The sequence below is a fragment of the Roseateles sp. P1_C1_2 genome (assembly GCF_056406535.1).
The window spans coordinates 1-16,324 of sequence record NZ_JBFUAB010000008.1 but is presented as its reverse complement, the minus strand read 5'-3'; the positions used below and the strand labels follow the sequence as shown (position 1 = coordinate 16,324).

Genomic DNA, 16,324 nt, shown 5'->3' with positions numbered 1-16,324 from the left:
CAGCTTAGATCCAGTTGCCGCCGTTGTTGCGGCGGTGCTCGTCGTCCTCGGCCAGCTTGCGGTCGATGGCCGCAAGGTGTGCGTCGGCCGCCGGATGCGGCACGGCTGCCTTGGCCAGGTCGACAGGCTCGGAGCCGAGCAGGGAGGCGCTCGGCGGGGCCAGCAGGTCGTGCAGGCCGACCGTCGCGTCCTTGCCGTCATCGGCCTTTTGCGGCTGCACGTCCTTGGTGAACCAGACGTCGGCCATGTCGTGCTTGCCGCCGTCGGTCGTCGTGTAGCTGGACACCAGGCCGATGAGGTTGCCGTTGTCTGCACCGGAGCCCTTGGCGGCATTCAGGTCGAGGGAGGCGATGCCCACTTCGTCGAGTGACTTCAGCTCGCCGGCGTCGGTCTTGCCGTCGTGGTTGGCGTCGACCCAGACCTGCAGCTGCTTCCAGTTGGYGTCGTGGCTGTCGAGCTTGCCGTCGTGGTTGCTGTCCTGCTCGGCCATGGCGGCATAGCCGTCCTTGGCATGCTTGCCGTTGGCCAGGATGGTGCCCATGCCGAAGAGCTCGCCACCGTTGTTGATGACGCCGTCATGATTGCGGTCCATGACGAGCAGGCCATCGCCGCCGGCGATCCAGCCGACCTTGTCCGCGTGGCCGGTGCCGATCAGGTCGAAGTTGACGCCCTGGGCCGCGGCCAGCGTGTTGATGCCGTGGCCGTCCAGGTCCAGCACGATCGGGGTCTTGGAGAAGTAGGCGTCCAGCTGGGCGCCGTTCATCTCGCCGACCGCGGCGGCACTCAGCGCATCGAGCTGGGTCATGCTCATCGCCGCGATGTCGCGGGTTTCCAGGCCCGCGACCTGGTCGGTCGTGATGGCATGGATCTGGTCGGTCGTCAGCGCGACGGCCTGGTCGGTCGTCAGCGCGGTGATCTGGGTCACCTTCAGCGTCTGGAACTGGGCCGTCGTGATGGCGTCGATCTGCGCATTGCTCAGGGCCGCGAAGTTGGCCGTGGTCAGGGCGCGCAGGTCGTCGGTCTCCAGCGCCTTCATCTGGTCGGTACTGAAGGCCTGGACCTGGCTGGAGTTCATCACCGAGAACTGCGAGGCGGTGAACGAGTTCAGGTCATCGGTCGACAGATGGTTGATCTGGCTCGTCGTCAGCACGTTGACGCGGCCGGCCAGGCCGGTCAGCTGGTCGGTCGTCAGCGCCGCGAGCTGGGTGTCGGTGATGGCACGCAGCGAGGCGGTGGACAGCTTGGCCAGGTCGGCGGCGTCGATGGCCACGATCTGATCGGTGGACAGCGAGGCCACATGCGCGGTCGACAGCATGGAGATCTGCGCCGAGTCCATGGCCTTCATGTCGGCGGCCGAGAAGCCGTCGAGCTGGCCGGTCGTCAGCGAGAACACCTGGGCCGTGGTCAGGGCGGCGATGTGGTCGGTCGACATGGCCGCGAACTGGTCGGAGTCCAGGCCGGCAAGGGCCGCCGTCGTGATGGCGCGCAGATCGGCCGTCTCGAGCTTGCCGACCTGGGCGGTGGTCAGCGAGCCGATCTGGTCCGAATCCAGCGCCGCGAACTGGCCGGTGCCCAGGGCATTGAGGCTGTCGGTACCCAGGTTGCCGAGCTGGGTGGTGTTCAGCGCCTGGGCCTGGGCAGACGACAGGTTGGCGAACTGGCCGGTGCTCAGGCTGTTCAGGTCGGCCGTGCCCAGGGTGTTGATCTGCGACGTCGTCAGGTTGTTGATCTGCGTGCTGCTGAGGGCGCGCAGCTGGTCGCTGGTGAAGGCGTCAAGCTGGTCGGACGTCAGCGTGCGCAGCGCGGCCGTGGACAGCGACTTGATGTCGGCGGTCTCGATGGCAGCGATCTGGGCCGTGGACAGCACATCCGCCTGGACCGAGTTGATCGCGGCGATCTGCGTCGACGTCAGGGCCACCATGTCGCCCGTGCTCAGACCCTGGATCTGGGTCGTGCCCAGCGCCCCGATCTGCGTCGCGCTCATGGAGCCGACGGCGTCGCTGGCGAGGGCCGCGACCTGGTCGGAGCTCAGCGCGTTCAGCGCCGCGGTGGACACCGCGCGCAGGTCGGCCGTCTCGAGCTTGCCGAGCTGGCCGGTGGTCAGTGCACCGAACTGGCTGGAGTTCAGCGCGGCGAACTGCGATGTACCCAGGGCATTCAGGTTGTCCGTCGCCAGGTTGGCGAGCTGGGCGTTGGTCAGCGCCTGGACCTGGGTGGACGACAGATTGCCGAACTGGCCGCTGGTGAGGCTGTTCAGGTCGGCCGTGCCCAGGGTGTTGATCTGGCTCGTGCTCAGGCTGTTGACCTGGTTGCTGGAAAGTGCCCGCAGCTGGTCGCTGGTGAAGGCGTCGAGCTGGTCAGAGCTCAGGTTGCGCAGCGCGCCGGTCGACAGCGACTTGATGTCGGCAGTCTCGATGGCGGCGATCTGGGCCGTGGACAGGGTGCCCGCCTGGGCCGAGTTGAGTGCCGCGACCTGGGTCGAGGTCAGGGCCACCATGTCGGCCGTGCTGAGGCCCTTGATCTGCGCCGTGCCCAGCGACCCGACCTGTGCCGTGGTCAGCGTGCCGACAGCATCGCTGGCCAGGGCGCCGATCTGGTCGGAGCTCAGCGCATTCAGGGCGGCCGTCGTCACGCCGCGCAGGTCGGCGGTTTCGAGCTTGGCCAGCTGGCCGGTGGTCAGCGCGCCAAACTGGCTGGAACCCAGCGCGCCGAACTGCGTCGAGTTCATCGCGTTGAGGCTGTCGGTCGCCAGGTTGGCGATCTGCGTGCTGGTCAGCGCCTGGACCTGGGCCGTGGACAGGTTGGCGACCTGGGCGGTCGTCAGCGAGTTCAGGCTGGCGGTGGACAGGTTGGCGAACTGCGGGCTGGTGCTCAGCGCATTGAGCTGGGCCGAGGACAGGGCGCGCAGCTGGTCGCTGCTCAGCGCGGCGAGCTGGTCGGTCGACAGATTGCGCAGCGACGCCGTGGACAGCGACTTCATGTCACCCGTCTCGATGGCGGCCAACTGGGCCGTGGACAGGCTGGCGGCCTGCGTCGAGTTGATCGCGGCGATCTGGCCCGAGGTCAGGGCCACCATGTCGGCTGTGCTCAGGCCCTGGATCTGGGCCGTGCCCAGCGAAGCCACTTGCGCGGTGGTCAGCGCGCCAACGGCATCGCTGGCCAGGGCGGCGATCTGGGCGGAGGTCAGACCATTCAGCGCGGCCGTCGTGACGGCACGCAGGTCGGCCGTCTCGAGCTTGCCGAGCTGGCCGGTCGTCAGCGCACCGAACTGGCTGGAGTTCAGGGCTGCGAACTGGCTGCTGCCCAGGGCGTTGAGGTTGTCCGTCGCCAGATTGCCCAGCTGGGTGTTGGTCAGCGCCTGGACTTGGGCCGTGGACAGGTTGGCGAACTGGCCGCTGGTGAGGCTGTTCAGGTCGGCCGTGCCCAGGGTGTTGATCTGGCTCGTGGTCAGGCTGTTGACCTGGCCGCTGCTCAGCGCACGCAACTGGTCGCTGGTGAAGGCGTCCAACTGGTCGGACGACAGATTGCGCAGGGCGCCAGTCGTCAGCGACTTGACGTCGGCCGTCTCGATGGCGGCGACCTGGGCTGTCGACAGCGTGCCGGCTTGCGCCGAGTTGATGGCGGCGATCTGGGCCGAGGTCAGGGCGACCATGTCACCCGTCGTCAAGCCCTTGATCTGGGCCGTGCCCAACGAGCCGACCTGTGCGGTGGACATCGAACCGACAGCATCACTGGCCAGGGCGCCGACCTGGTCGGAGGACAGGCCATTCAGCGCGGCGGTGGTCACGGCACGCAGGTCGGCCGTCTCCATCTTGGCGAGTTGGCCAGTGGTCAGCGCGCCGAACTGGCTGGAGTTCAGCGTGGCGAACTGGGCGCTGCCCATCGCGTTCAGGCTGTCCGTCGTCAGGTTGGCGAGCTGGGTGTTGGTCAGCGCCTGGACCTGGGCCGTGGACAGGTTGGCGATCTGGGCGGTCGTCAGCGAGTTCAGGTCGGCCGTACCGAGGTTGGCGAACTGCGGGCTGGTGCTCAGCGCATTGAGCTGGGCCGAAGACAGCGCACGCAGCTGGTCGCTGGTCAGGGCGTCCAGTTGGTCGGTCGAGAAGTTGCGCAGCGCGGCGGTCGTCAGCGACTTGATGTCGCCCGTCTCGATGGCCGCGATCTGGGCCGTCGAGAGGCTGGCGACCTGGGTCGAGTTGATGGCGGCGATCTGGGCCGAGGTCAGGGCGACCATGTCGGCCGTGGTCAGGCCCTTGATCTGGTTGGCACCCAGGGAGGCGATCTGCGCGGTGGACAGCGCGCCGACGGCATCGCTGGCCAAGGCGCCGACCTGGTCGGAGCTCAGCGCATTCAGGGCCGCCGTCGTCACCGCACGCAGGTCGGCGGTTTCGAGCTTGGCGAGCTGGCTGGTGCTCAGGCCCACGAACTGGCCGGAGTTCAGCGCGGCGAACTGGGCCGTGCCCAGGGCGTTGAGGTTGTCGGTCGAGAGGTTGGCGAGCTGGGTGCTCGTCAGCGCCTGGACCTGGGCGGAGGACAGATTGCCGAACTGGCTGCTGGTCAGGCTGTTCAGGTCGGCCGTGCCCAGGGTGTTGATCTGGGCGGTCGTCAGCGAGTTGATCTGGCTGCTGCTCAGCGCACGCAGCTGGTCGCTGGTGAAGGCGTCGAGCTGGTCGGAGCTCAGATTGCGCAGGGCGCCGGTGGACAGCGACTTGATGTCGGCGGTCTCGATGGCGGCGATCTGGGCGGTGGACAGGCTGCCGGCCTGCGTGGAGTTCAGCGACGCGACCTGGGCCGAGGTCAGGGCGACCATGTCACCCGTGGTCAGGCCCTTGATCTGGCTGCTGCCCAGCGAGGCGACCTGGGCGGTGGACAGCGAGCCGACGGCATCGCTGGCCAGTGCGCCGACCTGGTCGGAAGACAGGCCGTTCAGCGCGGCCGTCGTGACGGCACGCAGATCGGCCGTCTCGAGCTTGCCGAGCTGGCTGGTGCTGAGGCCGGCAAACTGGCTGGAACTGAGGGCCGCGAATTGGGCGGTGCCCAGGGCGTTGAGGTTGTCCGTGCTGAGGTGGCCGAGCTGGTCGGTGGTCAGCGCGCGAACCTGGGCCGTCGACAGATTGGCCATCTGGCCGGTCGTCAGCGAGTTCAGGTCGGCCGTCGACAGATTCGACAGCTGCGGGCTGGTGGTCAGGGCATTGAGCTGGGTCGAGCTCAGGGCGCGCAGCTGGTCACTCGTGAGGGCATCCAGCTGGTCCGTGGACAGATTGCGCAGCGCAGCGGTGGACAGCGACTTGACGTCGGCCGTCTCGATGGCGGCGATCTGGGCCGTGGACAGCACACCCGCCTGGGTGGAGTTGATGGCGGCGACCTGGGCCGAGGTCAGGGCGACCATGTCACCCGTGGTCAGGCCCTTGACCTGGTCGGTGCCCAGCGAGGCGACCTGGGCGGTGCTCAGCGAGCCGACGGCGTCACTGGCCAGGGCGGCGATCTGGGCGGAGGTCAGGCCGTTCAGCGCGGCGGTCGTGACGGCGCGCAGATCGGCCGTCTCGAGCTTGCCGAGCTGGCCGGTGCTCAGCGCACCGAACTGGCTGGACGACAGCGCCGCGAACTGGGCGGTGCCCATGGCATTCAGGTTGTCGGTCGTCAGGTTGGCGAGCTGGTCCGTCGTCAGCGCGCGGACCTGGGCCGTCGACAGATTGGCGATCTGGCCGGTGGTCAGCGAATTCAGGTCGGCCGTACCCAGGTTGTTGACCTGCGGATTGGTCGTCAGCGCGTTGAGCTGGGTCGAGCTCAGCGCGCGCAGCTGGTCGCTGGTCAGCGCATCGAGCTGGTCGGTGGACAGGTTGCGCAGCGCGCCGGTCGAGATGGACTTGACGTCGGCGGTCTCGATGGCGGCGATCTGGGCCGTGGACAGCACGCCGGCTTGCGTCGAGTTGATCGCGGCGATCTGACCCGAGGTCAGGGCAACCATGTCACCGGTGGTCAGGCCCTTGATCTGGGCCGTGCCCAGCGAGCCGACCTGGGCGGTCGACATCGAACCGACGGCATCGCTGGCCAGGGCGCCGACCTGGTCGGAAGACAGGCCGTTCAGCGCGGCCGTCGTGACGGCACGCAGATCGGCCGTCTCGAGCTTGCCGAGCTGAGCGGTGGTCAGCGAACCGAACTGGCCGGAGTTCAGGGCCGCGAACTGGGCGGTGCCCAGGGCATTCAGGTTGTCGGTCGCCAGGTTGGCGAGCTGGGTGCTGGTCAGGGCCTGGACCTGGCCGGAGGACAGATTGCCGAACTGGCCGCTGGTGAGGCTGTTCAGATCGGCTGTGCCCAGGGTGTTGACTTGGGACGTCGTGAGGCTGTTGATCTGGCCGCTGCTGAGGGCACGCAGCTGATCGCTGGTGAAGGCGTCCAGTTGATCCGACGACAGATTGCGCAGGGCACCCGTCGCGATGGACTTGATGTCGGCGGTCTCGATGGCGGCAACCTGGGCCGTGGACAGCGCAGCGGCCTGGGTCGAGTTGATGGCCGCGACCTGGGCCGAGGTCAGGGCGACCATGTCACCCGTGGTCAGGCCCTTGATCTGGGCCGTGCCGAGCGAGCCCACTTGTGCTGTCGTCAGCGAGCCGACGGCGTCGCTGGCAAGCGCGCCCATCTGGTCGGAGCTCAGCGCGTTCAGCGCGGCGGTCGTGACGGCGCGCAGATCGGCCGTCTCCATCTTGCCGAGCTGGCCGGTCGTCAGCGCACCGAACTGGCTGGAGCTCAGGACGGCGAACTGGGCCGTGCCCATCGCGTTGAGGTTGTCGGTCGACAGATTGGCGAGCTGATCCGTCGTCAGCGCACGGACCTGTGCCGTCGACAGGTTCGCGATCTGGCCGGTCGTCAGCACGTTCAGGTCCGCCGTGGCGAGATTGACGAGCTGCGGGCTGGTGGTCAGCGCATTGAGCTGGGTCGAGCTCAGTGCGCGCAGCTGGTCACTGGTCAGCGCATCGAGCTGGTCGGTGGACAGGTTGCGCAGCGCGCCGGTCGAGATGGACTTGACGTCGGCGGTCTCGATGGCGGCGATCTGGGCCGTGGACAGCACGCCGGCTTGCGTCGAGTTGATCGCGGCGATCTGACCCGAGGTCAGGGCGACCATGTCACCGGTGGTCAGACCCTTGATCTGGGCCGTGCCCAGCGAGCCGATCTGTGCGGTCGACATCGAACCGACGGCATCGCTGGCCAGCGCACCGACCTGGTCGGAAGACAGGCCGTTCAGCGCGGCCGTTGTGACGGCACGCAGGTCGGCCGTCTCGAGCTTGCCGAGCTGGCCGGTCGTCAGCGCACCGAACTGGCTGGAGTTCAGCGCGGCGAACTGCGACGTGCCCAAGGCATTCAGGTTGTCGGTCGCCAGGTTGGCGAGCTGGGTGTTGGTCAGCGCCTGGACCTGGCCCGAGGACAGGTTGCCGAACTGGCCGCTGGTGAGGCTGTTCAGGTCGGCCGTGCCCAGCGTATTGACCTGTGACGTCGTCAGGCTGTTGATCTGGCCGCTGCTCAGCGCACGCAGCTGGTCGCTGGTGAAGGCGTCGAGCTGGTCCGAGGACAGGTTGCGCAGCGAGCCGGTGGTGATGGACTTGATGTCCGCCGTCTCGATGGCCGCCAACTGGGCCGTGGACAGGCTGCCGGCCTGGGTCGAGTTGATGGCGGCGATCTGCGACGAGGTCAGGGCGACCATGTCACCCGTGGTCAGGCCGTCGATCTGAAGGGTGCCGAGGGAGGCCACCTGGGCCGTCGTCAAGGAACCGACAGCGTCGCTGGCCAGCGCACCGACCTGGTCGGAAGACAGGCCGTTCAAGGCCGCCGTCGTGACAGCGCGCAGATCGGCCGTTTCGAGCTTGCCGAGCTGGCTGGTCGTCAGCGCGCCGAACTGGCTGGAGTTCAGGGCCGCGAACTGGGCGGTGCCCAGCGCGTTGAGGTTGTCCGTCGCCAGGTTGGCGAGTTGGGCATTCGTCAGCGCCTGGACCTGGGTCGACGACAGATTGGCGAACTGGCTGCTGGTGAGGCTGTTCAGGTCGGCCGTGCCCAGGGTGTTGATCTGGGCGGTCGTCAGCGAGTTGATCTGGCCGCTGCTCAGCGCACGCAGCTGGTCGCTGGTGAAGGCATCGAGCTGGTCGGACGACAGATTGCGCAGGGCGCCGGTCGTCAGCGACTTGATATCGGCCGTCTCGATGGCCGCGATCTGGGCGGTCGAGAGGGTGGCGGCCTGGGTCGAGGTCAGCGAGGCGACCTGGGCCGAGGTCAGGGCGACCATGTCACCCGTGGTCAGGCCCTTGATCTGGGCCGTGCCCAGCGAACCGACTTGTGCGGTCGTCAGGGAGCCGACGGCATCGCTGGCCAGCGCGCCGACCTGGTCGGAGGACAGGCCATTGAGGGCGGTCGTCGTGACGGCACGCAGATCGGCGGTTTCAAGCTTGCCGAGCTGGCTGGTGCTCAAGGCGCCGAACTGGCTGGACGACAGGGCCGCGAATTGCGAGCTGCCCAGGGCGTTGAGGTTGTCGGTCGTCAGGTTGCCGAGCTGGTCGGTCGTCAGCGAGCGGACCTGGGCCGTCGACAGATTGGCCATCTGGCCGGTCGTCAGCGCATTCAGATCGCCGGTCGACAGGTTGACGAGCTGCGGGCTGGTGGTCAGCGCATTGAGCTGGGTCGAGCTCAGGGCGCGCAACTGGTCGCTGGTCAGCGCGTCGAGCTGGTCGGTCGACAGGTTGCGCAGCGCGCCGGTGGTGATGGACTTGACGTCGGCGGTCTCGATGGCGGCGATCTGGGCCGTGGAGAGCGCAGCGGCCTGCGTCGAGTTGATGGCGGCGACCTGGGACGAGGTCAGGGCAACCATGTCGCCGGTGGTCAGGCCCTTGATCTGGGCCGTGCCCAGCGAGCCGACCTGTGCGGTCGTCAGCGAGCCGACGGCGTCGCTGGCCAGCGAGCCGACCTGGTCGGAGGACAGGCCGTTCAGCGCGGTCGTCGTGACGGCACGCAGATCGGCCGTTTCGAGCTTGCCGAGCTGGCTGGTCGTCAGCGCGCCGAACTGGCTGGAGTTCAGGGCCGCGAACTGGGCGGTGCCCAGCGCGTTCAGGTTGTCAGTCGCCAGATTGGCGAGCTGCGCATTCGTCAGCGCCTGGACCTGTGTGGACGACAGATTGGCGAACTGGCTGCTGGTGAGGCTGTTCAGGTCGGCTGTGCCCAGCGTGTTGATCTGGGCCGTCGTCAGCGAATTGATCTGGCTGCTGCTCAGGGCGCGCAGCTGGTCGCTGGTGAAGGCGTCGAGCTGGTCGGAGGACAGATTGCGCAGGGCGCCGGTCGTCAGCGACTTGATGTCGGCCGTCTCGATGGCCGCGATCTGGGCGGTCGAGAGGGTGGCGGCCTGGGTCGAGTTGATGGCGGCGATCTGAGACGAGGTCAGGGCGACCATGTCGCCCGTGGTCAGGCCCTTGATCTGGGCCGTGCCCAGCGAGCCGACTTGGGCCGTCGTCATCGAGCCGACGGCGTCGCTGGCCAGCGCGCCGATCTGGTCGGAGGACAGGCCATTCAGTGCGGTCGTCGTGACGGCGCGCAGGTCGGCCGTCTCGAGCTTGCCCAACTGGCCGGTGGTCAGCGCGCCGAACTGGCTGGAGTTCAGCGCGGCGAACTGGGCGGTGCCCAGCGCGTTCAGGTTGTCGGTCGCCAGATTGGCGAGCTGGGTGTTGGTCAGCGCCTGGACCTGGCCCGAGGACAGGTTGGAGAACTGGCTGCTGGTGAGGCTGTTCAGGTCGGCCGTGCCCAGCGTATTGACCTGGGACGTCGTCAGCGAGTTGATCTGGCTGCTGCTGAGGGCACGCAACTGGTCGCTGGTGAAGGCGTCGAGCTGGTCGGAGCTCAGGTTGCGCAGCGCACCGGTGGTGATGGACTTGATGTCCGCCGTTTCGATGGCGGCGATCTGGGCCGTGGACAGCGTGGCGGCTTGCGTGGAGTTGATGGCGGCGATCTGGGCCGAGGTCAGGGCGACCATGTCGCCCGTCGTCAGACCGTCGAGCTGGGTGGCGCCAAGCGACGCCACCTGGGCCGTCGTCAGCGAGCCGACGGCGTCGCTGGCGAGAGCGCCGACCTGATCGGAGCTCAGCGCATTCAGGGCGGCCGTCGTGACCGCACGCAGGTCGGCCGTTTCGAGCTTGCCGAGCTGGCTGGTCGTCAGCGCACCGAACTGGCTGGAGTTCAGCGCCGCGAACTGGGCCGTGCCCAGCGCGTTGAGGTTGTCCGTCGCCAGGTTGGCAAGCTGGGTATTCGTCAGCGCCTGGACCTGGCCCGAGGACAGGTTGGAGAACTGGCTGCTGGTCAGGCTGTTCAGATCGGCCGTGCCCAGGGTGTTGATCTGGGCCGTCGTCAGCGAATTGATCTGGCCGCTGCTCAGCGCACGCAGCTGGTCGCTGGTGAAGGCGTCGAGCTGGTCGGAGGACAGATTGCGCAAGGCGCCAGTCGTCAGCGACTTGACGTCCGCCGTCTCGATGGCGGCAAGCTGGGCCGTGGACAGCGTGGCGGCTTGCGTCGAGTTGATGGCGGCCACTTGAGCCGAGGTCAGGGCGACCATGTCGCCCGTGGTCAAGCCATCGATCTGGTTGGCGCCCAGGGAGGCGACTTGCGCCGTCGTCAAGGAGCCGACGGCGTCGCTGGCCAGCGCACCGACCTGGTCGGAAGACAGGCCATTGAGAGCCGCGGTCGTGACGGCGCGCAGATCGGCCGTTTCGAGCTTGCCGAGCTGACCGGTGGTCAGCGCACCGAATTGGCTGGAGTTCAGCGCGGCGAACTGGGCGGTGCCCAGCGCATTGAGGTTGTCGGTGGCGAGGTTGGCGAGCTGGGTGTTGGTCAGCGCCTGGACCTGGCCCGAGGACAGATTGGCGAACTGGCCACTGGTGAGGCTGTTCAGGTCGGCCGTGCCCAGGGTGTTGACCTGGGCAGTCGTCAGCGAGTTGACCTGGCTGCTGCTCAGGGCGCGCAGCTGGTCGCTGGTGAAGGCGTCGAGCTGGTCGGAGGACAGATTGCGCAGGGCGCCGGTCGTCAGCGACTTGATGTCGCCGGTCTCGATGGCGGCGAGTTGGGCCGTGGACAGCGTGCCGGCTTGCGTCGAGTTGATGGCAGCCACTTGAGCCGAGGTCAGGGCGACCATGTCGCCCGTCGTCAGACCCTTGAGCTGGGCCGTGCCCAGCGAGCCGACCTGTGCCGTTGACATCGAGCCGACGGCGTCGCTGGCCAGTGAGCCGATCTGGTCTGAGGACAGGCCGTTGAGGGCCGCCGTCGTGACGGCGCGCAGGTCGGCCGTCTCGAGCTTGCCGAGCTGGCCGGTCGTCAGTGCACCGAACTGGCTGGAGTTCAGCGTGGCGAACTGGGCGGTGCCCAGCGCGTTGAGGTTGTCGGTCGCCAGGTTGGCGAGCTGGGTGTTGGTCAGCGCCTGGACCTGGGCCGTCGACAGATTGGCCATCTGGGCCGTCGTCAGCACATTCAGGTCGGCCGTACCGAGGTTGGCGAACTGCGGGCTGGTGCTCAGCGCGTTGAGCTGGGCCGAGGACAGGGCGCGCAGTTGGTCGCTGGTCAGCGCGTCGAGCTGATCGGTGGAGAAGTTGCGCAGGGCAGCCGTGGACAGGGACTTGATGTCACCCGTCTCGATGGCCGCGATCTGGGCGGTGGACAGGTTGGCCACCTGGGCCGAGGTCAGGGAGGCGACCTGGCCCGAGGTCAGGGCGACCATGTCGGCCGTGGTCAGGCCCTTGATCTGGGTGGCGCCCAGCGACGCCACTTGCGCCGTCGTCAGCGAGCCGACGGCATCGCTGGCCAGCGAGCCGACCTGGTCGGAGCTCAGCGCATTCAGGGCCGCCGTCGTGACGGCACGCAGGTCGGCCGTCTCGAGCTTGCCGAGCTGGCCGGTGGTCAGCGCGCCGAACTGGCTGGAGTTCAGCGCACCGAACTGAGCGGTACCCAGCGCATTGAGGTTGTCGGTCGCCAGGTTGGCGAGCTGGGTGTTGGTCAGGGCCTGGGCCTGGCCCGAGGACAGGTTGGCGAACTGGCCGGTCGACAGGCTGTTCAGGTCGGCCGTGCCCAGGGTGTTGATCTGGGCCGTGGTCAGCGAATTGATCTGGCCGCTGCTCAGCGCACGCAGCTGGTCGCTGGTGAAGGCGTCGAGCTGGTCGGAGGACAGATTGCGCAGGGCGCCGGTCGTCAACGACTTGACGTCGGCCGTCTCGATGGCGGCGAGCTGAGCGGTGGACAGGCTGCCGGCTTGCGTGGAATTCAGCGCGGCGACCTGGGCCGAGGTCAGGGCGACCATGTCACCCGTGGTCAGGCCATCGATCTGGTTGGCGCCAAGCGACGCCACCTGAGCCGTCGTCAAGGAGCCGACAGCGTCGCTGGCCAGCGCGCCGACCTGGTCGGAAGACAGGCCGTTCAGGGCGGCGGTCGTGACGGCGCGCAGGTCGGCGGTTTCGAGCTTGCCGAGCTGGCCGGTGGTCAGGGCGCCGAACTGGCTGGAATTGAGTGCTGCGAACTGGGCGGTGCCCAGGGCGTTGAGGTTGTCGGTCGCCAGGTTGGCGAGCTGGGTGTTGGTCAGGGCCTGGACCTGGCCCGAGGACAGGTTGCCGAACTGGCTGCTGGTGAGACTGTTCAGGTCAGCCGTGCCGAGGGTGTTGACCTGGGCCGTGGTCAGCGAATTGATCTGGCTGCTGCTCAGCGCGCGCAACTGGTCGCTGGTGAAGGCGTCGAGCTGGTCGGAGGACAGATTGCGCAGCGCGGCTGTCGTCAGCGACTTGACGTCGGCCGTCTCGATGGCTGCGATCTGGGCCGTGGACAGCGTTCCCGCCTGCGTGGAATTCAGCGCGGCGACCTGACCCGAGGTCAGGGCGATCATGTCGCCGGTCGTCAGGCCCTTGACCTGGTTGGCAGTGAGCGACGCGACCTGGGCCGTCGTCATCGAACCCACGGCGTCGCTGGCCAGCGAACCGATCTGGTCGGAGGACAGGCCGCCCAGGGCGGTCGTCGTGACGGCACGCAGGTCAGCCGTCTCGAGCTTGCCCAACTGGCCGGTGGTCAGCGCGCCGAACTGGCTGGAGTTCAGGGCCGCGAACTGGGCGGTGCCCAGCGCGTTGAGGTTGTCGGTCGCCAGGTTGGCGAGCTGGGTGTTGGTCAGCGCCTGGACCTGGCCCGAGGACAGGTTGGAAAACTGGCTGCTGGTCAGGCTGTTCAGGTCGGCCGTGCCCAGGGTGTTGATCTGGGCGGTCGTCAGCGAGTTGACCTGGCCGCTGCTGAGCGCACGCAGCTGGTCGCTGGTGAAGGCATCGAGCTGGTCGGACGACAGATTGCGCAGTGCGCCCGTGGTGATGGACTTGATGTCCGCCGTCTCGATGGCGGCGATCTGGGCGGTGGACAGGCCGCCGGCCTGGGTGGAGGTCAGCGAGGCGACCTGGGCCGAGGTCAGGGCGACCATGTCGCCCGTGGTCAGGCCATCGATCTGGTTGGCGCCGAGCGAGGCCACCTGGGCCGTCGTCAGGGAGCCGACGGCGTCGCTGGCCAGTGCACCGATCTGGTCGGAGGACAGGCCGTTCAGGGCGGCCGTCGTGACGGCGCGCAGATCAGCGGTTTCGAGCTTGGCCAGCTGGCTGGTCGTCAGTGCGCCGAACTGCGAAGACGACAGCGCGGCGAACTGGGCCGTGCCCAGCGCATTGAGGTTGTCCGTCGCGAGGTTGGCCAACTGGGTGTTGGTCAGCGCCTGGACCTGGGCCGTGGACAGGTTGGAGAACTGGCTGCTGGTCAGGCTGTTCAGGTCAGCCGTGCCTAGCGTATTGATCTGAGCCGTCGTCAGCGCATTGACCTGGCCGCTGCTCAGGGCGCGCAACTGGTCGCTGGTGAAGGCGTCGAGCTGGGTGGACGACAGATTGCGCAACGCGCCGGTCGTCAGCGACTTGATGTCGGCCGTCTCGATGGCGGCGAGCTGGGCGGTGGAGAGGCTGCCGACCTGGGTGGACGTCAGCGACGCGACCTGGGCCGAGGTCAGGGCGACCATGTCACCCGTGTTCAAGCCGTCGATCTGGTTGGCGCTGAGCGAGGCCACCTGGGCCGTCGTCATGGAGCCGACGGCGTCGCTGGCCAGCGCGCCGATCTGGTCGGAGGACAGGCCGCCCAGGGCAGCCGTGGTCACGGCACGCAGGTCGGCCGTTTCGAGCTTGCCGAGCTGGCTGGTCGTCAGCGCGCCGAACTGGCTGGAGTTCAGGGCCGCGAACTGGCCCGTGCCCAGGGCGTTCAGGTTGTCGGTCGCCAGGTTGGCGAGTTGGGTGTTGGTCAGTGCCTGGGCCTGGGCCGTGGACAGGTTGGCGAACTGGCTGCTGGTCAGGCTGTTCAGGTCGGCCGTGCCCAGCGTGTTGATCTGGCTGGTCGTCAGCGAATTGACCTGACCGCTGGAGAGCGCGCGCAGCTGGTCGCTGGTGAAGGCGTCGAGCTGGTCAGAGCTCAGGTTGCGCAGGGCGCCGGTCGTCAGCGACTTGACGTCGCCGGTCTCGATGGCAGCGATCTGGGCCGTGGAGAGGGCACCGGCCTGGGTCGAGTTGATGGCGGCGACCTGGGCCGAGGTCAGGGCGACCATGTCACCCGTGGTCAGGCCCTTGATCTGGTTGGCACCCAGGGACGCGACCTGGGCCGTCGTCAGCGAGCCGACGGCGTCGCTGGCCAGGGCGCCGACCTGGTCGGAGGACAGGCCATTGAGGGCGGCCGTCGTGACGGCGCGCAGGTCGGCCGTTTCCAGCTTGGCCAGCTGGCTGGTGGTCAGTCCGCCGAACTGGGTGGACGACAGCACGGCGAAATGGCCCGTGCCCAGGGCATTCAGGTTGTCGGTGGCGAGGTTGCCGAGCTGGGTGGCCGTCAGGGCCTGGGCCTGGGCCGTCGTCAGGTTGGCGAACTGGCCGCTGGTCAGGCTGTTCAGGTCGGCCGTGCCCAGGGTGTTGATCTGGCTGGTCGTCAATGAAGTGACCTGCCCGCTGGAAAGGGCGCGCAGCTGGTCGCTGGTGAAGGCGTCCAGCTGGGTGGACGTCAGATTGCGCAGCGCCGCGGTGGTGATGGACTTGATGTCGCCCGTCTCGATGGCGGCGACCTGGGCCGTGGACAGGTTGCCGAGCTGGTTGGACGTCAGGGCGCCGATCTGGGCGGACGTCAGCGCCACCATGTCGGCGGTGTTCAGGCCCTGGATCTGGACGGTGGACAGGACCGCGATCTGGTTGGTGCTGAGGGCCTGGACCTGGTCGGTCTTGAGCGCCAGGATCTGGTCGGAGCTGAAACCGGCGATGGCGCTGGTGGCAATGGCCCGCAGGTCTTCGGTCTGGAAGGCGCGGATCTGGTCGCTCTTCAGGACGGCCAGGCTGCTGGACAGGATCACCGAGGCCTGGGCCGTGGTGAACGCGATCAGCTGGTCAGTACTCAGGGCCGCATAGTCTTCCGTCGACCACCCCCGGATCGTCGCCGTGCTGAGACTCGCGATGACAGCTGTCGAAAGGCTGGGGATGACGGTTGACATGTTTTCTCACCTGTACTGATGGCCGCCAGACCTTGCGGCATGGCGGCACTGAGCCATTGCTGGCCCGCCCTCGAAACTGAAGGCGTTGTCCTGATCTGAATCAGTGCCCAGGCCTGTCGAGCGGAGCGCCCGACCTGCCGGAGACACGAAAAATCTGCAATTCGGGCCCCTGCCGACACGGCCGCGGCCGGGCAAGCCCGGCCGGAGCGCCATGACGGAAGGCTCCCGTGCAGTCATGCTAGGGATGAGCCCGTGGGATCAACCGGCAAAAAGGCCGGCTTTCCCGGCCCAGGGCCGACCGTTCGGCGGGATCGCCGGGCGGAGTGGAAGGAAGTCACGAACTTCATACCCAGTTGCCGCCGTTGTTGCGCCGGTGCTCGTCGTCCTCGGCCAGCTTGCGGTCGATGGCCGCGAGGTGGGCTTGAGCGTCGGCCGATGGATGCGGGAGCGCCGCCTTGGCCAGGTCGACGTGCTCGGCGCCGAGCAGCGGGGCGGTCGGCGGCGCCAGCAGGTCGTGCAGGCCGACCGTCGCGTCCTTGCCGTCGTCGGCCTTCTGCGGCTGCACATCCTTGGCGAACCAGACGTCGGCCACGTCGTGCTTGCCGCCGTCGGTCGTCGTGTAGCTGGACACCAGGCCGATGAGGTTGCCGTTGTCGCTGCCCGAACCCTTGCTGGCGTTCAGGTCCAGCGAGGTGATGCCCAGCTCGTCCAGGGTCTTCAGCTCGCCGGCGTCGGTCTTGCCGTCGTGGTTGGCGTCGACCCAGACCTGCAGCTGCTTCCAGTTGG

At 67.9% G+C, this 16,324-nt stretch carries 1 protein-coding gene and 1 pseudogene; both read right to left on the bottom strand.

Features of this window, described 5'->3' with window-relative positions:
- Window positions 1-4: 4 nt before the first annotated feature.
- Window positions 5-15,538 carry a hypothetical protein gene (locus AC1D2H_RS09200; RefSeq protein ID WP_478010724.1) on the bottom strand — a complete coding sequence of 5,178 codons (15,534 nt, stop codon included), beginning with the start codon at window positions 15,536-15,538 and terminating at the stop codon, window positions 5-7.
- A gap of 343 nt (window positions 15,539-15,881) precedes the next feature.
- Window positions 15,882-16,324, bottom strand: a pseudogene (locus tag AC1D2H_RS09195) (hypothetical protein); the annotation flags it as partial.